Source organism: Thermophilibacter sp. (assembly GCF_966187215.1).
Map to the genome: position 1 here is coordinate 1 of NZ_CBIFYV010000067.1, position 21514 is coordinate 21514.

Consider the following 21514-nt stretch of genomic DNA (forward strand, 5'->3'; position numbering starts at 1 on the left):
CGGTTGCCGCAGTGCGGGCACTCCCACACGAGCTTGCCGTCGTCCTCCACGATCTTGATCTCGCCGTCGTAGCCGCAGACCTGGCAGTAGTCGCTCTTGGTGTTGAGCTCGGCGTACATGATGTGGTCGTAGATGTACTGCATGACCGAGATGACGGCCTCGAGGTTGTCCTGCATGTTGGGCACCTCCACGTAGGAGATGGCCCCGCCGGGGGAGAGGCGCTGGAACTCGGACTCGAAGCGCAGCTTGGTGAAGGCGTCGATCTCCTCGGTCACGTGGACGTGGTAGCTGTTGGTGATGTAGCCCTTGTCCGTGATGCCGGGGATGATGCCGAAGCGGCGCTGCAGGCACTTGGCGAACTTGTAGGTGGTGGACTCGAGCGGCGTGCCGTAGAGCGAGTAGTCGATGTTCTCGGCAGCCTTCCACTCGGCGCACTTGTCGTTCATGTGCTGCATGACGGCCAGGGCGAACGGCGTGGCCTCCTCGTCGGTGTGGCTGTGGCCGGTCATGGCCTTGACGCACTCGTAGAGGCCGGCGTAGCCGAGGCTGATCGTGGAGTAGCCGCCGTAGAGGAGCTTGTCGATCTTCTCGCCCTTGTCGAGACGGGCCAGCGCGCCGTACTGCCACAGGATCGGGGCGGCGTCGGAGGTGGTGCCGAGCAGGCGCTCGTGGCGGCAGCGCAGGGCGCGGTGGCACAGCTCCAGGCGCTCGTCGAAGATCTGCCAGAACCTCTCCATGTCGCCCTTGGCCGAGAGCGCCACGTCGGGCAGGTTGATCGTCACGACGCCCTGGTTGAAGCGGCCGTAGTACTTGGGCTTGCCCGGCTCGTAGTTCTTGGCCTTGGCCACGTTGTCGAAGCCGTTGCCCGAGCGGTCGGGCGTGAGGAAGGAGCGGCAGCCCATGCAGGTGTAGCAGTCGCCGTTGCCCTCGGTCTCGCCCTTGGAGAGCTTGTACTCCCTCATCTTCTTCTCGGAGATGTAGTCCGGCACCATGCGCTTGGCCGTGCACTTGGCCGCGAGCTTGGTGAGGTAGAAGTACGGGGTGCCCTCGCGGACGTTGTCCTCCTCGAGCACGTAGATGAGCTTGGGGAACGCCGGCGTGATCCAGACGCCCTCCTCGTTCTTGACGCCCTGGTAGCGCTGCTTGAGCATCTCCTCGATGCAGAGGGCCAGGTCGGCCTTCTCCTGCTCGTTCTTGGCCTCGTTGAGGTACATGAAGACCGTGATGAACGGCGCCTGGCCGTTGGTGGTCATGAGGGTGACCACCTGGTACTGGATGGTCTGGACGCCGCGGGCGACCTCCTCGCGCAGGCGCTTCTCGACGATCATGTTGATCTTGTCCTCGCCGGGGTGGGCGTCGATGGCCTCCATCTCGGCCTGGACCTGGCGGCGGATCTTCTGGCGGCTCACGTCCACGAACGGCGCGAGGTGCGTGAGGCTGATGGACTGCCCGCCGTACTGGCAGGAGGCCACCTGCGCGATGATCTGCGTGGCGATGTTGCAGGCGGTGGAGAAGCTGTGCGGGCGCTCGATGAGGGTGCCCGAGATGACGGTGCCGTTCTGCAGCATGTCATCGAGGTTGATGAGGTCGCAGTTGTGCATGTGCTGCGCGAAGTAGTCCGAGTCGTGGAAGTGGATGATGCCCTCGTTGTGGGCTTCCACGATGTCGGCCGGGAGCAGCTCGCGCATCGTGAGGTCCTTGGAGACCTCGCCGGCCATGTAGTCGCGCTGGACGGAGACCACCGTGGGGTTCTTGTTGGAGTTCTCCTGCTTGACCTCCTCGTTGTTGCACTCGATGAGCGAGAGGATCTTGTCGTCGGTGGTGTTCTTCTGGCGCTTCTGGTTCTGCACGTAGCGGTAGATGATGTACTTGCGGGCCACCTCGAAGTGGTCGAGCGCCATGAGCTGGTCCTCGACGAGGTCCTGGACCTCCTCGACGGTCACGGTGTGGCCGGCCTCCATGCACTCGTCGGTGACGTTGAGGGAGGCGAACTTGATTTCGCGGTCGGTGAGCCGCTCGCTCTCGGGGACCTCGCCGTTGGCCGCGCGGATGGCGTTCTCGATCTTGGAGACGTCGAAGGTGACCTCTGAGCCGTTGCGCTTGATGATCTTCATGGCTGACCTCTCGCGAAAGGGGCGCGCCCTGGCCGGACGCGCCCGTCTGGTGACTGATTGGGTACTGGGACTACTATGACACAACTAGTAGTGGTGTGTCGGCAACAAATACACAAGATATTGTTGAGAACCTGCTGAAATGCTGTCGATAACCCCCATCGGCGCAGGTAGGGGAAATGCGGGGCCAAAAAGCATTTCCTCAAATTGATGTGGAGGGGGTGCGCGGGCGCTCGGCGAGCGGTCGGGCGGGGCCGGGGCGGTTCCCGACGCGCGCCCCTCTCGCCGACGCGGCCGTTGGGCTAGAGTGGGGGAAAGGGACGAGAGGAAAGGTGGGGCACATGCGGTTCTCCAAGCGGCTCGATCTGTTCGGCGACGAGGTCTTCGCGGCGCTCAACGCGCGCCGCCGCGAGCTGGAGGCGGCCGGCCGGCGGGTCTTCGACCTGTCGGTGGGGACGCCCGACTTCGAGCCGCCCGCGCACGTGGTGGAGGCCCTGCGCTCGAGCGCGGCCGACCCGGCCAACTGGCGCTACTCGCTGCACGACACCGACGAGCTGCTCGACGCGGTGTGCTCCTACTACGCGGACCGCTACGGCGTGGACGGCGTCACGCCCGACATGGTGATGAGCTGCCGCGGCACGCAGGAGGGCCTGGTCCACGTCTGCGCGGCGCTGGTCGACCCCGGCGACGTGGCCCTGGTGCCCGACCCGTGCTACCCGGTCTTCCAGAACGCCACGCTGCTCGCCGGCGCGCGCCCGGCCTACTACGCGCTGACGGCCGAGCACGGTTTCCTGCCGCACCTGGCCGATGTGCCGGACGAGGTGGCCGACGCGGCGCGCTACCTCATCGTGTCGCTGCCGGCCAACCCGGTGGGCTCGGTGGGCACGCCGGAGGTGTACGAGGAGGTCATCGCCTTCGCCCGCGCGCACGACCTCGTGGTGATCCACGACAACGCCTACTCCGACATCGTCTTCGACGGCGAGCCGGGCGGCTCGTTCCTGGCGTACCCGGGTGCGCTCGACGTGGGCGTGGAGTTCCTCTCGCTCTCCAAGTCGTTCAACGTGACGGGCGCGCGCCTGTCCTTTCTGGTGGGCCGCCCCGACGTGGTGGCCGCCGCGCGCAAGCTGCGCAGCCAGATCGACTTCGGCATGTTCTATCCCGAGCAGGCCGCGGCCGTGGCGGCGCTCACCGGCCCGCGCGACTCCGTGGAGCGCCAGCGCCTGCTCTACCAGCAGCGCCGCGACGCCCTCTGCGACGGCCTGGAGGCCATCGGCTGGGAGCGCCCCAACGCGCACGGCTCGATGTTCGTGTGGGCGCGCATCCCGGGCGGTCGCACGGACTCGGCGGCCTTCGCGCTCGAGCTCATGGAGCGCTCGGGCGTCATCGTGACGCCGGGCGCGAGCTTCGGGCCCTCGGGGGAGGGCTACGTGCGCATGGCGCTCGTCATGCCGCCCGAGCGGCTGCGCGAGGCCGTGGACGCGATCGCCGCGTCAGGGCTGTAGGGGGCGTGCGGGCCTCGGCCTCAGCAACCCGCACGGTCCCAACGCGCGTATTGGTCCCAACGATGCGTATTGGTCCCAACGACGCGCATTGGTCCCAACGTGCGCGTCTCGATGCCAACAACCCGCAAAAAATGATTTCATAATCATATAATCGCAGGATTAAGGTTTGTGAATGTCAGATTTTGCGGGTTGTTGCCGAGCGGGTGCCGGCATGATGCCGGAGAGCGGTTGAATCGCGACGGGCACGGGCCCGTCCGCGCGAGAAGAGGGGAGAGGGACATGGACCTCGAGGACGTTCGCGACCTGGTGGCGGCGTCGCGCACCTATCGCCGCTTCGACGAGGGGCGCCCGGTGCCGCGCGAGCTCCTGGAGCGCCTCGTTGACGTGGCGCGCCTGGCGCCGACGGGCAACAACACCCAGACGCTGCGCTTTCATCTGAGCACGGCCCCGGACGAGGTGGCCGCGGTCCTCTCGCACCACCGCTGGGCGGGCCTGCTCCCGGACTGGGACGGCCCGGAGGAGGGCACGCGGCCCACGGCCTACGTGAGCGTGCTCGGCCCGGCCGGCGCGCGCGGCAGCGCGATCCGCAACCAGGACGCCGGCATCGCCGCGCAGACGCTGGCGCTCGCGGCGCGCGCGGCGGGTCTCGGGTGCTGCATGATCGGCAGCTTCGACGCGGGCACGATGGAGGCGCTGGGCCTCGCGGACTGCGCGGACGAGCTGGCGCCGCTCGTGCTTCTCGCCCTGGGCTGGCCCGCCGCCGACGAGACCGTGGTCATCGAGCCCGCCGACACCGAGCACGGCGTCGCCTACTGGCGCGACCTCGACACCAACACGCAGCACGTCCCCAAGCGCGCGCTGGGGGACCTTCTCGTCTGATCGCGGCACTGCATCGAAATAACGCGCAGAATCGGACATGCGCGTTATTTTGACCTGCGGATATAGATAGTTGTGCTTGATTCTGCGCGTTACTTCGACCCGGGAGCGAGCAGGGCGGCGAGAAGGACGCGCCGCCGCATCCCTCTCGCCGGTGCCTACGCGCCGACGAGCTCCGTCACGCTCTCGAAGGCCACGCCGCTCGCCTCGATGGCCATGCGCCCGCCGAAGACGCAGACGCCCGCGGCGCACGACTCGTCCGCGAGGGCCGCGGCGCAGGCGCGCACCTGGTCGGCCGTGGCGGCGAGCTCCTGGGCGCGCACCGTGTCGCGCCATCCCTCCGGTCGGCCCGCGAAGCGCGCCAGGTCCTGGCGGCGCGCGAGCGCACGCGGCTTCACGGGCGCGTCGTGCGCGCCGACCGCGGCAACCACGTAGCCGTCGAGCTCCTCGCGCGAGCCGTCCCAGCCCGCGAGCCACGCGGCCGCGCCGTCGTAGCGCCCGAGCGTGGCGTCGACGGACGGGTCGCGGTACGACCAGAACTGCGAGAGCCCCTCGGTGGTGTGCTTGGCGCCCACGCCGTAGGCGCCGCCCTTCACGCGCACCTCGTTCCAGAGGTAGTCGTAGCTGAGCGGCCGCAGCGCCACCTGCCAGGCGCCGGGCAGCCCCGGGTCGGCGGCCGACGGCGCGTGCGTGCGCGCCACGTAGCTCACGTCGGACGGGATGACGAAGGCCTCGTTGCGCACGCGGGGCGTGGGCGTCGTGCCAGCCAGGACGTGCTCGACGCCGCCGGCGGCGAGAAGCCCGAGCGTGCCGCCTGCCTCCCAGAAGCGCGCGCGGTCCTCGGCCGGTCCCGTGAAGCTCACGAGCACCTCGTCGGCGGTGAAGATCCGCGCCGCGAGCGCGCTCAGGCGCGCGGGCAGCGAGGGCGCCACCTCGTCCCACCGCGCGAGCACGTCGCGCAGGAAGAGATAGTAGTCCAGGCCGCTCATGCGCCCCGAGACCAGGGCGGCTGCCGAGAAGTACGTGCTCGTGCGGCCGAGCGCGGCGGCGTGGCCGGAGCCCAGGAAGTACTGCTCGAGCGCCACGCGCCGCTGCGTCAGGATGTCGCGGACGCGGTCGAGGTCGGAGAAGTCCGTCTCGCCCCAGACCTCGGCGGGCAGCGTCGCCAGCTCGCGCACGTGCCCCGAGAGGGCCGAGGCGCCCACCACCAGCCGAGGCGCGGCGAACGAGAGGTCGTCGTCGCGCCCGGAGGTCTCGCAGAAGAAGTCGAGCGCGCCGAGGTTGGTCTCGACGAGCGTGTCGAGGTCGGAGGCGCTGCGGCGGGCCGTGTCGAGCCGGCCGAGCAGGTCGCAGAGCACGCCGGCCCAGCCCAGCTCGTCAAAGCCCAGGCGGCGCAGGTCGAAGTAGTGGTAGACGTAGTCGATCCCGTGGGTGTCGAGCTCGTGCGCCACGCACGGCAGCGGCGCCGGCGCGTCGGCCGCGGCCGGCTCCGGCGCGGGCGGCTCCACGTCGGCGGGCGTGAGCTGCGGCAGCGCGGCCACGGCCTCCGGCGCGTCGGGTGCCTCCTGCTCGGCGCGCAGCGCGTCGACCTCGGCGCGCACGGCGGCGAGGTCGGCCTCGCCCATGCCCGCGCGCAGGCGGTCGAGCTCCGCGCGCTCCTCGTCGGCGGCCCCGTCCTCCACGGGCACGAGCTCGACCTCCGCCGCGTGCGCGGACTCGCAGACCGTCTCGCGCAGCAGCCGCTCGAAGAGCCCCGCCTCCAGCCCCTCGCGCAGCTCGGCGAGCGCGTCCTCGTAGCGCAGGTAGTCGAGGGGGCGCTCGCCGTCGTAGAGCCAGCTCGACATCGCCTGGATGGCCAGCGCGACGCCGTCGGGGTAGCCGCCCCAGTCGCCCTCGCGGAGGTTGAACTCCGCCTGCGCGAGCGACGCCTCGAGCTTGTCGCGGGGGATGCCGGTCTCGGCGAGCTCGGCGCAGGCGGACTCCACGAGCGCGCGGAACCTCTCGCCGGCGCCCTCGCGCAGCCCCTTGAGCACGAACATCACCTGCGGCTGGAGCACGCCGTCCACGAGCGTCGCCGAGAAGTCGTCGGCCAGGCCCGCGTCGAGCACGCGGCGCTTGAGCGGGGCCTCGTTGGAGCCGCAGAGGGCGTCGAGCAGCACGTCGGCGGCGAGCACGCGCGTGCGGTCGGCGGCCGTCCCGATGACGTAGGCCAGGCCCACGGAGGCGTTGGAGGCGGCGGTGGCCATGCGGACCTCGGCGCGCTCGGGGCGCACCGGCGCCTGGAGGCGAAGCGGGTTGGGCGCGCCCGCCCCCCGGTCGGTCGCCCCGCTCAGGCGCTCGCCCACGAAGGCCAGCTCGCGCGCGATGTCGAGGTCGCCGTAGAGGACGACGTAGGCGTTGGACGGCGCGTAGTGGCGCGCGTGCGCGTCCAGGAACGCCTCGTAGGTGAGCGTGGGGATGGCGCGGGGGTTGCCGCCCGACTCGAAGCCGTAGGCCGTGTCCGGGAAGAGCCGTCGCTCGAGCTGCTGGTAGAGCACGTCGTCAGGGTCGGAGAGCGCGCCCTTCATCTCGTTGAAGACCACGCCGTTGTAGCTGAGGCGCCCCTCCTCGTCCGCCTCGAGGTGCCAGCCCTCCTGCTCGAAGATGCGCGGGCGGCGGTAGATGGCCGGGTGCAGCACCGCGTCCAGGTAGACGCCCATGAGGTTCTCGAGGTCGGCGGTGTTGGTGGAGGCCACCGGGTACATCGTCTTGTCCGAGAAGGTCAGCGCGTTGAGGAACGTCTGCATGCTCGTGCGCAGCAGGTTGACGAAGGGCTCCTTCACCGGGTAGCGGTCCGACCCGCACAGGACCGAGTGCTCCAGGATGTGGAAGACGCCCGTGTCGTCGGCCGGCGGCGTCCTGAAGGCGATCGAGAAGGCCTTGTTGACGTCGGCGCAGGCCAGCCACATGAGCCGTGCGCCCGTGGCCTCGTGGCGCATGACGTAGGCGCGCCCCGTAAGCTCCGGCAGCGCCTCGGTGGCGGTGACGATGAAGCCCTCGAGCCGTGACCCGACGGAGAGGTCGTCGCGGGGGTCGGTGAAGCTGCGCGCGTCTGCCATGGGCGGTCCTTTCGTCCGGTTCTCACGTCTCTGAGCATACCCCAGCGCGCGGCGCGCAATCTGGGGCGCCCGGCGCGGCGCGAGATGGTAGGCTATCGAGCGCTGTGCGCGAGAGGGGGAGCGACGTGGAAGAGACGGTCGAGAAGAGCGGGGAGCGAGCCGGCGGGCGGGACGCCGAGCGCAGGCGCGTGGTGCGCCGCGGCATCGTGGCCACGCTCGTGGGCGGCACGTTCTGGGGCCTCAACGGGACCGTGTCCAAGTGGCTGATGGACGCCTACGCGATCGACCCGCTGTGGCTGGTCTGCGTGCGCGAGCTGTGCGCGTGCTGGCTCTTCCTCGCGGCGGCCGCGGTCACCGCGCGCGGGCGCTCCCAGCTCGCCGGCGTGCTGAGAAGCCCGCGCGACCTTCTCGTCATCGCGGGGGTCAGCTTCGCGGCGATTCTCTTCTCTCAGGTCGCCTACCTCGAGGCAATCGACTGGACCAACTCGGCCACGGCCACGATCATGCAGAGCCTGGGCATGGTGCTCGTGCTGGTCTACGTGTGCCTGGGGATGCGGCGCGGCCCGCGGCGGCGCGAGGTCGTGGGCGTGTGCCTGGCGCTGGCGGGGACGTACCTGGTGGCGACCGGCGGCAACCCCAGCCAGCTGAACCTGCCGGTCGAAGGGCTCGCGTGGGGCCTCGCCTGCGCCGTGTCGGCGGCGTGCCTGGCCATCCTGCCCGCGGCGCCGATGGCGCGCTGGGGCAACTTCACGGTCAACGGGATCGCGTTCCTGGTCTCGGGCGCGGTGCTCTCGGCGCTCTACCGGCCCTGGGAGCACATGCCGGCGCTCGACGCCGCGGGCGTGGCCGTGATCGCGCTGTGCGTGGTGGTGGGGACCTTCGGCGCCTATGCCCTCTACCTGCAGGGCGTGCGCGACGCCGGCTCCATGCGCGCGAGCCTGCTCGGCACCATCGAGCCCGTGACGGCCACGATCGCCTCGGTCGTGTGGCTCGCCACGCCCTTCTCGGCGCCCGAGCTTCTGGGGTTCGCCCTCATCATCGCGATGGTGTACCTCACGGCGTGAGACCGGCCGCGCGCCCCGGCCCGGCGATTTCCCGGCGCCCTTCTCGCCGCCGTTCGCACCCGGCCAACAACCCGCAAAAAATGATTTCATAATCATATAATCGCAGGATTAAGGTTTGTATATGTCAGATTTTGCGGGTTGTTTGGGGGGACGAGAGGGGAGAGGGACAAGGGGGTGTCGTGGCGAAAAACGCGGCGAGAATGACGCGCGGCGCGTTAGATCATCTGCATGTTGGCGAGCACCGTGGCGTACCAGAGGTCGGCGTTGGGCGGGCAGTACTTCTTGGCGCCGGCGTAGGTGAGCTGGCCGCCGTAGCCCGCCGCGAGACCGGCCACGTGGTCCCAGATGGCTTCCTCCCAGCTGCCCCAGCTGGAGGAGCCCCAGCCCCAGGCGTTGTGGGGGAGGAAGCAGTAGGTGCCCCGGCCGCTCTCGACCTGCGCGATGGCGGGCGAGAAGCGCGGGTCCACGCCGTAGGCCCACGCGGCCTTGGCGAACGTGGCGCCCTGGCCCGCGAGCGGCGAGCCGGCGAGGTAGGCGTCGATGCGCGCCGTCCACGTGGCGACGAAGGCGTCCTCGTCCGAGCCCGTGTCCACGGTCCCGGGGTTCTCGGTCGCCGGGACCTCGACCTGCGCCTGGTTGCCCGACTCGGTGGTGAACGAGCCGCCCGTGCCCTGCGCGGTCTCCTCGGCGGCGGCCTCGACGGCGGCCTGGCGCTCGGACTCCTCGGCGGCGGCCTGGGCGGCGATCTGCGCCTGGAGCGAGGCGCGCGCGGCGTTGGCCTGCGCGAGCGCCTCCTCGGCGGCGGCGCGCTCGTCCTCGGCCTCCTGCATCTGCGACTGGAGGCTCACGCGCGTGAGCTCGAGCTCGTCCTCCAGGGCGAGGAGCTCGTCGAGGGCGTCGGTGTTGTCGGCCTGGATGATGTCGAGGTACTGGATCGTGGTGATCAGCTCGTTGAAGCTGTTCGAGGACAGCAGCAGCTCGACGAGGCCGCCGGAGCCCTGCTGCATCTTGTAGAGGGTGCGCATGGACGCCGCCGCGCGCTCGCGCAGGCCGGGCAGCTGCGCCCCGAGCTCGTCGAGGTGCGCCTCGTTCTCGTCGATCTGCGACTGGAGCTCGTCGACGCGGGTCCGGGCGGCCTCGTAGTCCGCGTTGGCCTGGGCGAGCTGGCCCTGCACCTGCTGCAGGTCGGACAGGGCGTCGGCGTGCGCGACGCACGGCGCGCCCATCAGGGCGGCGAGAAGCCCGGCGGCCACGGCGCCGGCCGCGAGCGGTCGCAGCGACCTGCGAGTTCGTTGGTGCGTCGTCACGTCTTGGACCCCCCGTCCGGGCGCCCGCTCCTCCGGGCGCCTCGCATGCAGGTCCCCAATTATATCGGTGCGGGCGCGCTCACACCGTTTATCCACGAGCGCGCCCGCGCCGCGCCGGCGGTCCCCTACTTGATGATGAGCGTGTCGCAGTCGGTGTTGCGCGTGAGGAACGTGGAGATGGAGCCGAGGATCGCGTACTTGATCGAGGAGAGCCCTCGAGCGCCGCAGATCACGAGGTCGGGCTTGATGACGTCGAGCATCTCGTCCTTGAGGGTCTCGCGGATGCGGCCGGAGCGCACGAGGACCTCCACCTTGGGGATGTCGGGGTTGGCCTCGGCCTCGGCGAGCCTCTCGGCGACCGAGGCGCGGAAGCTCTTCTCGAGCGTGGGCACGATGTCGAGCGGGTAGGTGCCCGCCGCCTCGAGCGCGGTGGAGTCGATGACGTGCCCGACGTAGAGCTCGGCGTGGTCGTTGGCCGCCATGACGATGGCGCGGTCGAGCACCTTGCCCTGCTCGTCCGAGCCGTCCAGGGAGACGAAGATCCTGTCGTAGCCGAGGTCTTGGTAGGAGGTGGTGCCGGCCATGGTGGCTCCCTTCACGATTCCGCGCCTCCCTCTTCGCGCGGGTTTACCCCCTTATGCCCCATATGGTCCGGCCGCCCGCGCGCGCTCGGGGAGCGGCGTAGTTTTTCGGTGGCGGTCCGCTCCCGCGCTCCCGTCGGCGCGCCCGCGCGCGATGATGGGACGGCCGCGCATCGAACGGGAGGGGAAACCGTGGACTTGATCGAGCTTCTGAAGGCCGCCGTCTTCGGCGTCGTGGAGGGCGTCACGGAGTGGCTGCCCATCTCGTCGACCGGTCACATGCTGCTGCTGGACCAGTTCCTCACGATGGACGTCTCCGAGGACTTCTGGAACATGTTCCTCGTGGTGATCCAGCTCGGCGCGATCCTGGCCGTGTGCGTGATGTTCTTCCATCGCCTGAACCCGTTCTCGCCGCGCAAGAGCGTCGGCGAGAAGCGCGAGACGTGGGCCCTCTGGGCCAAGACCGTCGTGGCGTGCCTGCCGGCCGCCGTGGTCGGCATCCCGCTCAACGACTGGATGGAGGAGCACCTGGGGAGCCCCTTCGTCATCGCCGCGGCACTCATCGTCTACGGCATCGCGTTCATCGTGATCGAGACCGTGCGCGAGCGCCGCGTGGAGCGCGCGCTGGACGCCGCCGCGGCCCCGCGCGGGGGCGGCCGCCACTTCGCCGCCCCGGCCGAGCCCGCCACGCGCTCCGAGCTGGCCGACGCCGACGCCCGCGTGCAGACCCTCGAGGAGCTCGACTGGAAGACCGCGATCGGCATCGGGCTCTTCCAGGTGCTCTCCATCGTCCCGGGCACCTCGCGCTCGGGCTCCACGATCATCGGCGGCCTGCTCCTGGGCTGCAAGCGCACCGTCGTGGCCGAGTTCACCTTCTTCCTCGCCATCCCCGTCATGGTGGGCGCGAGCGGCCTGCGCCTGGTGAAGTACTTCCTCGCGGGCAACGTCCTCGCGGGCACCGAGGCGGCCGTCCTCGCGGTGGGCTGCCTGGTGGCCTTCCTCGTGTCGCTCGCCTCCATCCGCTTTCTGATGGGCTTCGTGCGCCGTCACGACTTCAAGCCGTTCGGTTGGTACCGCATCGTGCTGGGCGTGCTCGTCATCGCCTGGTTCGCGCTGGTCGGGTAGGGAGGGGACATGCGCTCCCGCGGACTCGCGCACAGGCTCGTCGCGGGGCTTCTCGCCCTGCTCGTGACCCTCGCCCCCGCCCTGGGCGTCACCGCGGCGCTCGCGCTCGCCGAGGAGGGGGGCGCCGCCCCGGCGGCGTCGGCGGACGTCCCCCCCGCGCTCGCCGCGTCCCGCGCGCTGCTCGTGGACAGGACCACGGGCCTGGTGCTGCTCGAGCAGAACGCCGACGAGCGGGCGTGCCCGGCCTCCATCACCAAGGTCATGACGGCGCTACTCGTGCTCGAGAGCGTCGACGACCTGGACGAGGAGGTGACGGTCCAGGAGTCTGACCTGGAGCGCATCACCTGGGAGGACTCGGTCGCCGGCCTCAGGCCGGGCGAGACCTACACCGTGCGCGACCTTCTCGCCTGCCTGCTGATCCCCTCCGGGAACGACGCCTCCTACGTGCTCGCGCGCTACGTGGGCGGGGGAGACTGGCACGCGTTCGTGGACCGGATGAACGAGCGCGCCGCCGAGCTGGGCTGCACGGGCACCCACTTCGCGAACCCGTGCGGCATGGACGAGGACGGCCACTACACCACGGCGCGCGACATCGCGACCTTCTTCGAGGCGGCGCTCGCCCACCCCGAGTTCGTCCAGATCGCGGGCAGCGCCACCTGGGACCTGCCGGCCACGAGCGAGCAGCCCGCGCGCACGCTCGAGACAACCGACGGGCTCATCGACCCCGAGAGCCCCGTCTACTACCCGGACACGATCCGGGCGAGCAAGACCGGGACCACCCTGAACGCCGGACGGTGCCTCGTGAGCGAGGCCACGCGCGACGGCATGGACCTGGTGGCCGTGGTGCTCGGCGCGCCGCTGGAGTCGGACGCCTCCGGCCTCAACATGTCCTTCACCGACATGCGCGCGCTTCTGGAGTGGGGCTTCTCGGCGTGGACGAGCGGGGAGGTCGTGGCAAAGGGGGACGTGCTGGGCTCCGCCGAGGTCGCGCTCTCCGACAGCGGGGAGACGGTGGGCGTGCAGGCCGCCGGCGCGATCTCGGCCACGGTGCCGCGCGACGTCACCCTCGACGACCTCACGGTCGAGCTCTCCTGGGACGGCCCGCTCACGGCGCCGCTCGGCCGCGGGCAGGGCCTCGGCGAGGCCACGGTGTCGCTCGACGGGCGCGAGCTGGGGACCGTGGAGGTGGTGGCCGCGAGCGCGATGGGGCTCTCGCTGCCCAAGCTCGTCCAGAGCTGGGTTTCCGACCCCGTCCACGTCGCGATCGTCGTGGCGGTCGCCGTCGTCGTGGTGGTCGTGGCGCTCGCGAGCTCGCGCGCCGCGAGTCGCCGTCGCGCCCGTCGCCGCGTGGCTGCCGGCGCGAGCCGCTCCCGCGCGCGGCGGCGCCCCACGGGCCGGCACGCGCGCCGCGGGTGACGGTCGCGCCGGGCCGCGACGCGGAGCGCGCGACGTGCCCGCCGGGTTGCCGACCCGCTGACCCGCTGACCCGCCGACCCGCCGTCCCGCTGACCCGCCGCCGCGCACGGCGTCCTCAACAACACGCAAAATCTGACATACACAAACCTTAATCCTGGTATTATATGAATATGAAATCATTTTTTGCGGGTTAATAGGGGAGCGAGACGTACCCCGGCGTCCGCTGCCGGAGCTGCTACCCTTGGGGCGCACCCGAGACGACCCGACCCACGGGAGGCTGGGACGATGACACGCATACTGTTCGTCTGCCACGGCAACATCTGCCGCTCGACGATGGCGCAGTTCGTCTTCGAGGACCTCGCGCGCCGCGCGGGGCGCGAGGACGAGTTCGAGGTTGACTCCGCAGCGACGAGCTCCGAGGAGCTGGGCAACCCGCCGCACCCCGGCACCGTCTCCAAGCTGCGCCGGGAGGGCGTGCCCGTGGGCCGCCACCGCGCCCGGCGCGTGAGCCCGGACGAGTACGGCCGCTGGGACCACATCATATATATGGACGCCGAGAACGCCCGCGGGCTCGCTCGCATCCTCGGGGGAGACCCGGACGGGAAGGTGAGCCGCCTGCTCGACTGGACGGGCCGTCCCGGCGACGTGGCGGACCCGTGGTACACCGGCGACTTCGACGCCACCTATCGCGACGTGCTCGCCGGCTGCGAGGCGCTTCTCGCCGCCCTGTAGGGGCCGGGCGTATACTACTCGCTCGAACCGACGAAGAGGGAGGGCTCATGGCCGACGAGAGGGACGCGGCGGGCGAGAGGGGCAAGGACTCCAAGGTCTTCTCGTACCTCAAGAGGCGGAAGACACGCGAGGGAGTGCCCACCCCGCACCTGATGGAGGAGCTCAGCGCGCCCAAGGTGGACGTGCCCGTGTGGTCGCGCTCGCTCGCCCCGTTCGGGTTCGTCCTGATCATGATCGCGCTGGGGGTCGGGTGCATCCTGCTCGGCGGCCTGCCGGTGGGCGTCATGTTCATGGCGATCGGCGTCGTGCCCGTGGCGCTGGTCTGCGTCCTCACGCTGAAGGCGCTGCCCCGCGCGCTGGGGCCGCACCGCGACGCCGGCCAGGAGGAGCTCGGTCCCTACCTGGGCGCCGGCGGCGACGAGCGCGTGCGCCAGATGTCGCCCGGCCTGGTGGGCGAGGAGCGCGACGTCATGGAGTGGAACCGCGCCGAGGAGGCCGACCGCACCTGGCGCTGGCTGCACGAGGCGGGCGTCGCCCCGGAGCGCGTCGAGACCGTCTCGGACGACGGCACGCGCCTCGTGGGGCACGCGATCGTGACCCATCCCGAGTCCGCGCGCTGGGTCGTCGTCGCCCACGGGTTCGCCGAGAACTGGCGTGCCGGGCTGACCTTCGCGCGCCGCCTCTCGGAGGGCGGCTGCAACCTGCTGCTCGTGGACATGCGCGCGCACGGCGAGAGCGGCGGGCAGTGGGTCGGCGCCGGCTGGCTCGACCGGCGCGACCTCGTGGCCTGGAGCCGCTGGGTCGTGGGTCGCGCCGGCGCGGGCGCGCGCGTGGCGCTCATGGGCATCTCGATGGGGGCCGCCTCGGCGCTCCAGGCGTTCGGCGAGCCCGACCTGCCCGAGCAGGTGCGCGCGTGCGTGGCAGACTCCGCCTACGCCGACTTCTGGAACGCGGCGGTCAACGCGGTCTCGACCGGCATGCTCGGGACGCCGCCGATGCCCGCGCACCCGATCGTCGACCTCGCGCGCCTGTTCCTCCGGCTGCGTCGCGGCGGCTACGACCTCGCGCTCGCGCGTCCGCTGGACGCGGTGGGGGCCGCGCGCGGGCCGGTGCTCCTCGTTCACGCGACCGACGACAGGATCTGCCCCGTCTACATGGCCGAGCGGCTGGCCGCCGCCGCGCCCGAGGGCTCCGAGCTGGTCACGTTCCCGTCGGCGGGCCACTGCTGCGCCGTCTTCGCCGATCCGGGGCGCTACTGGGACCACGTGCTCGCCTATCTGGGCGCGCGGCTCTAGCGGCGTCGCGCGGCGGTCCCCGTTCCGGGTGACCCGGCGGCCCCCGGTCCTTCTCGGCCCGTCGCCAGGCGCCGCCAGCGTCCCGGCCAGCATCCTGTCCCGTGCGCGTCATTAACCCGCAAAAAATGATTTCATATCCATATAATCCGACGATTGGCTTTCTGAAAAGTCAGATTTTGCGGGTTATTTTGCCCGTATCGTCGATCTTGGAGTCGAGAGGCGCCACGAATCCCGGCCCGCAGCGACCCAGAACTCGTTTCACCCTGAAATAGTTGCTATCAAGAATAGTTGCTACCATTAACCGATGATTTCCGACCGCTTGTCCCCACTGGTTTGCCTTGTTAATAGTTAACAACAACAATCATTAACGGCAAAACAGTTTCCGGCACCCGCCGGAGCGCAACGAGAGCGAAAGGGACGAAGATGCGGTATCTGCTTCTGGTCAGTCACGGGACGTTCGCGCCGGGCCTCCACAGCGTGCTCGACATGCTGGTGGGCAAGCGCGAGGACATCCTGAGCTGCAGCCTGCGCGACGGCGAGGGCGCCGACGAGTACGTGAGCGAGCTCGAGGGCGTCATCGCGCCGATCACGGCCGACGACGAGGTGCTCGTGCTCGGCGACCTCATCGGCGGCTCGCCGCTCACCAACGCGCTCAACACCCTCGCCTCCCACGGGCTTCTCGCCAAGACGCGCGCCTTCGGTGGCATGAGCGTGCCCATGGCGCTCACCGCGGCCTTTGACCTGCAGTCCGACGACCTCGACGGCCTCTGCGCCTCGATGGTCTCCGAGGGTCAGGCGGCCATGCGCGAGGTCGAGCTCGACCTCGGCGGCGACGAGGACGACGAGGACCTCTAGGAAGCGAGGCGGGCGCGGCCCGTCCGAAGGATAACGGCAGCAAGGAGAGAGCAATGGCAGTTTCGTTCGTTCGCATCGACGACCGCATGATCCACGGGCAGACGGTCACCCGCTGGGCGGTCGAGTACCCCTGCGACGGCATCATCGCCGTCAACGACGCCGCGGCGTCCAACCCGGTGCTCAAGAGCGCCTACAAGAGCGCCGCGCCGGACAAGAAGACCTTCGTCTGGACGATGGAGCACTTCAAGGAGAAGGCCCAGACCGTCCGCGACAGCAAGACCCGCTACTTCCTGATCACCAAGAACCCGGTCGACATGGCCGAGATCCTCGTGAGCTTCGGCTTCGTGCCGGACGACGTCAAGACCGTCATCGTGGGGCCCTGCAACGACCGTCCCGGCACCACCAAGATCGGCAACAACCAGTCGATCACGGACGAGGAGGCCGCGGCGATCGAGTCCATCTACAAGAAGGGCTACGCCGTCGACTTCCGCCTGATCCCCGACAAGGAGACCGGCCCCTGGGAGAAGTTCCGCGGCCAGTTCGGCTACACCGACTAGCCTCGCTCACGCTCGTCGTTCAGCGCGCACCCGACCCGAGGGCGCGCGTGCGAGATAGCCCCCGGAGGGGGCACGGACACGGGAAAGGTGGTACGTATGGCAATCAACATGTTCCAGGCGGCGTTGCTCGGACTGTTTGCCTGCCTGGCCTCGATGCCGGGCATGGGCGGCACGTCCATCGGCAACTACACGCTCGGACGCCCGCTCGTCGCCGGTCTGGTGGTGGGCATCATCCTGGGCGACATCACCGACGGCATCCTCGTCGGCATGGCCATCCAGGTCGTCTACATCGCCCTGGTGACCCCGGGCGGGACCGTCTCGGCTGACGTCCGCGCGGCCTGCTACATCGGCATCCCCCTGGCGCTCATCTCCGTCAAGGCCCAGGGCCTCGACGCCGGCAGCGCCGACGCGGCGGCCCTGGCCACCTCGATCGGCGCCACCTGCGGCACCCTCGGCGCCATCCTCTTCTACGGCACCGCCACGATCAACCTGGCCTGGCAGGCCATGGGCTGGAAGTGGCTCGAGAAGGGCGACACCCACAAGCTCTACCTCGTGGACATGGTCCTGCCCTGGATCTCCCACATCGTCTGCTCCTTCCTCCCGACCTTCCTGCTCGTCTACTTCGGCGGCGACGCGGTCAACAACCTGCTCGCCAGCCTGCCGATGGACGGCATCCCGATGAAGACCCTGTTCGCGGTTGGCTCTCTGCTGCCCTGCGTCGGTATCGCCATCCTGCTCAAGCAGGTCATCACCAAGGCCACCGACTTCCTGCCGTTCTTCTTCGGCTTCACGCTGGCCGCCGTCATGGGCTGCAACCTCATCGCCGCCTCCGCGATCGCCTGCTTCTTCGCACTGATCAACTATGAGATCACGAGCCTTCGCCTGAAGGTCGACAAGGTCTCCGCCGCCGGCCCCGCGCTCAACGCGTCCGCGGACGATGATGAAGAGGAGGACATCTAATGGCTGACACCACCGCCGCTCAGGGAAGCGAGCGCAAGGTCTCCAAGAAGGCACTCGCCAAGTCCTTCCGCAACTGGTACTACGGCAACCTGACCTGCTTCTCGCAGGAGCACATGCAGACCTTCGGCTACCTGGTCTCCATGCTCCCGATCGTCGAGGACCTCTATGACAAGAAGGAGGACCAGGCCAAGGCCCTCCAGACCTACTCGGCGTTCTTCAACACCGAGCCCCAGATCGGCACCATGATCGTGGGCGTCACCGTGGGTCTCGAGGAGGCGCGCGCCAACGGCGAGCCCGTTGACGACGACACCATCAACGGTATCCGCGCCGGCCTCATGGGCCCGCTCGCCGGCATCGGCGACTCCCTCATCGTCGGCACGCTGATCCCGATTCTGCTCGGCATCGCCATGGGCCTGTCCGAGGGCGGCTCCGTGCTCGGCCCGATCTTCTACATCGTGGTCTGGAACCTGCTCGCCTACTTCGGCATGCGCTTCGCGTACTACCGCGGCTACAAGCTCGGCGGCGACGCCGTCGAGGCGCTCGTGGGCCCCAACGCCACCGCGCTGCGTGAGGCCATCGTCATGGTCGGCACCATCGTCATCGGTGCCGTCGACGCCACCTGGGTCTCCATCACCACGGCGCTGTCGCTTCCCGGCGGCGGCACCCTGCAGGGCACGCTCGACGGCATCTACCCCAAGCTGCTGCCCCTGATCTTCACGATCTTCTGCTGGTGGCTCATGTCCAAGAAGAAGGTCAGCCCGATCATCACGATGCTCATCCTGCTCGTGATCGCCTTCCTCGGCGCGTGCTGCGGCTTCTTCGGCGCCGCCACGATCGCCTCGGCCGCCTAGTCTCTTCGCGGCTCTCCCGGGGCCCGGCCTTGCCGGGCCCCCTACCTCCACGGCCCGGGTCGCAGGTCTACCTCCCCTGCGACCCGGGCGCACCCTCATGAGAAGGAGCCCCCATGCCCCTCGACACCTCCAACTGGACGCGCGAGGACCTCATCCGCGAGGCCAAGCTCCAGACCGACGCCATCCAGCGCCTGAACGTGTGGCTCAGGATCGGCTACTCGCTGCTCGCCATCGGGTTCATCCTGGGCTACTGGGGGTTCTACGGCGGGGGCGGCACCGGCTTCGGGATCGCCGGCGTGGTCCTGCTCGTGGTGGGCGCGCTCGTCTCGGCGGTCCTCAAGGTGGGTACCACCAACGCCAAGAAGAACGTCAAGGCCATCATGGCCGCCGCCGGCGTCGACCTGGACGCCAAGTCCGCGGGGAAGCGGTCGGGGGCAAAGAAGGCCGACGCCGAGAAGGCCGCCGACGCGCCCGCGCGCGGGCGCCGCTCTGATCGCTAGAGGCCGCCCGTCGTCGCCCGGGGAGGTGTATTTCATGAGGAATGGGAAGAATGTTGCTACTATTAACAGACTGCGCGCCGCCTCTCGCGCCGCGCAGGCCCATTCCGACGAGGAGACGAGACGCAGCGACATGGACTACGAGGACGCCGCCAAGAAGCTCATCATGTACTCGCGCGGTGTCGCCAAGGGATCCATCGGCACCGCGTTCGGCATGTCCATGGGCGAGGACCCGGTCCTCGACTACCTCTCGCGCCATGACGGGGGCATGAGCCCGTCCGACCTCGCCAAGCGGCTCGGCTACTCGCGCCCGCGCATGACCCGCATCCTCGACTCGCTGGAGGAGAAGGGCTTCGTGGTGCGCACGCCCGACCCCGAGGACCGCCGCCGCGTGGTGGCCACCTGCACCGACGAGGGCCGCGCCCACGCGCGCGACCGCAGCTCGGGCGGCGTGTCGAGCCTCGCGAACAGCCTCAGCAAGATGGGCGAGCACGACGTCAGCGAGCTGCTCAAGGGTCTCGAGACCGCCTACAGCCTCACCTACGAGCGCGAGAGCGTCGTTCGCGACGAGCCCGCGCGCAAGGGCAAGCGCGACCGCGACTGACGCGTTGGCCTTCTCGGCGTGTCCGTCCGCGGGCCGTCGATCTTCTCGCCCCCGCGTTGCCCCCCGCCCTTCCCGCTCTCCACCCCAAATAACCCGCAAAAAATGATTTCATAACCATATATTTGCACGATTGGGTTTCTGAAAAGTCAGAATTTGCGGGTTAATGGGGGACGACGCCTGCGCTCCGCCCTTCTCGCCGCGTTTGTCCGGCCCTCCCGCTACACTCGTAGGGCAGACGAGAAGCGAGAGGAACCAGCCAGATGCCAGACTCCCAGCAGTCCCTGTTCGGCGCCGAGCCCGCGGCGCCGGTCGTTGACCTTGCCAGCCTCAACCCCGCCCAGCGCGAGGCCGCCGCGTGCACCCGCGGGCCGCTGCTGGTGCTCGCCGGCGCCGGCTCGGGCAAGACGCGCGTGCTCACGTACCGCATCGCGCACATGATCGCCGACGAGGGCGTCCGGCCGTGGCAGGTCCTGGCCATCACGTTCACCAACAAGGCGGCCGCCGAGATGCGCGAGCGCCTGGAGGCGCTGCTTCCGCCCGGCGGCACGCGCGGCATGTGGGTCTGCACGTTCCACGCCATGTGCGTGCGGATGCTGCGCGAGGACCCGGAGCTCGCAGGCTACCGCCCCAACTTCACCATCTACGATGACGACGACTCCCGTCGCCTAGTCAAGTCCATTATGGCCGACCTGGACATCGACGCCAAGCAGTTCCCCCTGAACGGCATCCGCGCCAAGATCTCGGCCGCCAAGAACGCCCTGGTGGGCCCCGAGGAGCTTGAGAGCTCGGCCAACCCGGCCGATCGCGCCGCGGGGCGGGTCTACCGCGCGCTGGACCAGCGCCTGGCCAAGGCCAACGCCCTGGACTTCGACGATCTGCTCGTCAAGGCCTACCAGCTGCTGAGCCGCCACGAGGACGTGCTCGCGCGCTACCAGGACCGCTTCCGCCAGATCAGCGTGGACGAGTACCAGGACACCAACCACGTTCAGTACGCGATCACCAACCTGCTGGCCGCGCGCCACCGCAACCTCATGGTCGTGGGCGACGACGACCAGTCCATCTACAGCTGGCGCGGCGCCGACATCCAGAACATCCTGGACTTCGAGAAGGACTACCCGGACGCCCACGTGGTGCGCCTCGAGCAGAACTACCGCTCCACGGGCCACATCCTGAACGCCGCCAACGCCGTGGTAGCCCACAACGCGCGGCGCAAGCCCAAGCGCCTGTTCACCGACGCCGGTGACGGCGAGAGGATCCGCGTGTTCCAGGGCTCCGACGAACGCGACGAGGGCCGCTGGATCGGCTCCGAGATCGAGAAGCTCCACGACGGCGGCACGAGCTACGACGACATGGCCGTCTTCTACCGCACCAACGCGCAGTCCCGCATCCTCGAGGACATGTTCCTGCGCGCGGGGGTCCCGTACAAGATCGTGGGCGGCACGCGCTTCTTCGACCGCGCCGAGGTCCGCGACGTGATGGCCTACCTCAAGCTCGTGGTCAACCCCGACGACGACGTGGCCGCGCTGCGCGTGGTCAACACCCCGCGCCGCGGCATCGGCACCACCTCCGTCAACAGGATTCGCCAGCTCGCGGCCGACGAGGGCATCTCGTTCTTCTCGGCGTGCGAGATGGCGGTCGCCGAGACGGGCCTGCTGGGCGCCAAGGTGCGCTCGGCGCTGGCCGAGTTCTGCGGCGTGATCGAGGCGGGACGCCACCTCACCGGCGAGCTCGCGGACGTGGTCGACGCCATCGTGGACCGCTCCGGCCTGGTGCGCGCGCTCGAGGCCGAGCACAGCGTGGAGGCCGACGGGCGCATCGAGAACATCAAGGAGTTCATGGGCGTCGCCGCCGAGTTCGACGAGACGCACGACGCCGTGGAGACGCTCGAGAGCCTGGAGCAGCTGCGCGCAGCGGGGGCGATCGACGTCCCGCCTAGCGCGGTGGCTGCCGGCGACGGGGTCGGAGCGCAGGGCGAGCCCGCTGTGGGCGGCGTTGCCATGGCAGCGGGCCTGGGCGCCGAGGGGGTGTCCCCCGGCGAGTTCTCCCCGAATTCATCAAAAGGAAGAACCCCCGCTGCAAGGAC

General features: G+C 69.7%; 18 protein-coding genes. 14 read left to right on the forward strand and 4 right to left on the reverse strand.

Features of this window, described 5'->3' with window-relative positions:
* Window positions 1–2114, reverse strand: a 2114-nt coding sequence (gene nrdD, locus ACWTSU_RS05685; RefSeq protein ID WP_455138909.1) for an anaerobic ribonucleoside-triphosphate reductase, incomplete at its 3' end; no start/stop codon positions are given.
* A gap of 338 nt (window positions 2115–2452) precedes the next feature.
* Between nrdD and ACWTSU_RS05690 the strand changes: the two genes are divergently transcribed.
* Window positions 2453–3613, forward strand: coding sequence for a pyridoxal phosphate-dependent aminotransferase (locus ACWTSU_RS05690; RefSeq protein ID WP_455138910.1), 1161 nt, complete (start codon window positions 2453–2455; stop codon window positions 3611–3613).
* A 279-nt stretch (window positions 3614–3892) separates the two neighbouring features.
* Window positions 3893–4492 (forward strand): nitroreductase family protein, encoded by a 600-nt coding sequence (locus tag ACWTSU_RS05695; protein WP_455138911.1) that lies wholly within the window; start codon window positions 3893–3895, stop codon window positions 4490–4492.
* Between the two features lie 155 nt (window positions 4493–4647).
* Here ACWTSU_RS05695 and ACWTSU_RS05700 read toward each other — a convergent pair whose 3' ends face one another.
* Window positions 4648–7587, reverse strand: coding sequence for an insulinase family protein (locus tag ACWTSU_RS05700; RefSeq protein WP_455138912.1), 2940 nt, complete (start codon window positions 7585–7587; stop codon window positions 4648–4650).
* A 125-nt stretch (window positions 7588–7712) separates the two neighbouring features.
* Here ACWTSU_RS05700 and ACWTSU_RS05705 point away from each other — a divergent pair, with 125 nt between their 5' ends.
* Window positions 7713–8651, forward strand: coding sequence for a DMT family transporter (locus ACWTSU_RS05705; RefSeq protein ID WP_455138913.1), 939 nt, complete (start codon window positions 7713–7715; stop codon window positions 8649–8651).
* A 215-nt stretch (window positions 8652–8866) separates the two neighbouring features.
* On the opposite strand, the gene ACWTSU_RS05710 is transcribed toward ACWTSU_RS05705, so the two are convergent.
* Window positions 8867–9958 (reverse strand): coiled-coil domain-containing protein, encoded by a 1092-nt coding sequence (locus tag ACWTSU_RS05710; protein ID WP_455138914.1) that lies wholly within the window; start codon window positions 9956–9958, stop codon window positions 8867–8869.
* Between the two features lie 125 nt (window positions 9959–10083).
* Window positions 10084–10542: a universal stress protein gene (locus ACWTSU_RS05715; protein WP_455138915.1), complete on the reverse strand. Its 459-nt coding sequence runs from the start codon at window positions 10540–10542 to the stop codon at window positions 10084–10086.
* A gap of 189 nt (window positions 10543–10731) precedes the next feature.
* Here ACWTSU_RS05715 and ACWTSU_RS05720 point away from each other — a divergent pair, with 189 nt between their 5' ends.
* The 11 genes from ACWTSU_RS05720 to ACWTSU_RS05770 form a co-directional block, all read left to right on the forward strand.
* Complete coding sequence (locus tag ACWTSU_RS05720) at window positions 10732–11664, forward strand: undecaprenyl-diphosphate phosphatase (RefSeq protein WP_455138916.1); 933 nt, start codon at window positions 10732–10734, stop codon at window positions 11662–11664.
* A gap of 9 nt (window positions 11665–11673) precedes the next feature.
* Window positions 11674–13080 (forward strand): D-alanyl-D-alanine carboxypeptidase family protein, encoded by a 1407-nt coding sequence (locus tag ACWTSU_RS05725; RefSeq protein ID WP_455138917.1) that lies wholly within the window; start codon window positions 11674–11676, stop codon window positions 13078–13080.
* Between the two features lie 285 nt (window positions 13081–13365).
* On the forward strand, window positions 13366–13812 hold the full coding sequence (locus ACWTSU_RS05730) for a low molecular weight protein-tyrosine-phosphatase (RefSeq protein WP_455138918.1): 447 nt from the start codon (window positions 13366–13368) through the stop codon (window positions 13810–13812).
* Window positions 13813–13859: 47 nt separating this feature from the next.
* Window positions 13860–15107: an alpha/beta hydrolase gene (locus ACWTSU_RS05735; protein WP_455138919.1), complete on the forward strand. Its 1248-nt coding sequence runs from the start codon at window positions 13860–13862 to the stop codon at window positions 15105–15107.
* 423 nt (window positions 15108–15530) lie between these two features.
* Window positions 15531–15962 carry a PTS sugar transporter subunit IIA gene (locus ACWTSU_RS05740; RefSeq protein ID WP_455138920.1) on the forward strand — a complete coding sequence of 144 codons (432 nt, stop codon included), beginning with the start codon at window positions 15531–15533 and terminating at the stop codon, window positions 15960–15962.
* A 53-nt stretch (window positions 15963–16015) separates the two neighbouring features.
* Complete coding sequence (locus ACWTSU_RS05745; protein WP_455138921.1) at window positions 16016–16519, forward strand: PTS system mannose/fructose/N-acetylgalactosamine-transporter subunit IIB; 504 nt, start codon at window positions 16016–16018, stop codon at window positions 16517–16519.
* A gap of 96 nt (window positions 16520–16615) precedes the next feature.
* Entirely contained in the window at window positions 16616–17479 is an 864-nt protein-coding gene (locus ACWTSU_RS05750; protein WP_455138922.1) for a PTS mannose/fructose/sorbose/N-acetylgalactosamine transporter subunit IIC, read from the forward strand.
* Window positions 17479–18330, forward strand: coding sequence for a PTS system mannose/fructose/sorbose family transporter subunit IID (locus ACWTSU_RS05755; protein WP_455138923.1), 852 nt, complete (start codon window positions 17479–17481; stop codon window positions 18328–18330). The genes ACWTSU_RS05750 and ACWTSU_RS05755 overlap by 1 nt, the downstream gene beginning before the upstream one ends.
* Before the next feature lie 113 nt (window positions 18331–18443).
* The gene (locus tag ACWTSU_RS05760; RefSeq protein ID WP_455138924.1) at window positions 18444–18830 is read left to right on the forward strand and encodes a hypothetical protein; all 387 of its coding nucleotides are present in this window, start codon (window positions 18444–18446) and stop codon (window positions 18828–18830) included.
* 130 nt (window positions 18831–18960) lie between these two features.
* Window positions 18961–19431, forward strand: coding sequence for a MarR family winged helix-turn-helix transcriptional regulator (locus ACWTSU_RS05765; RefSeq protein ID WP_455138925.1), 471 nt, complete (start codon window positions 18961–18963; stop codon window positions 19429–19431).
* Between the two features lie 260 nt (window positions 19432–19691).
* Window positions 19692–21514 (forward strand): ATP-dependent helicase (locus ACWTSU_RS05770; protein ID WP_455138926.1); only part of this gene is annotated, 1823 nt, incomplete at its 3' end.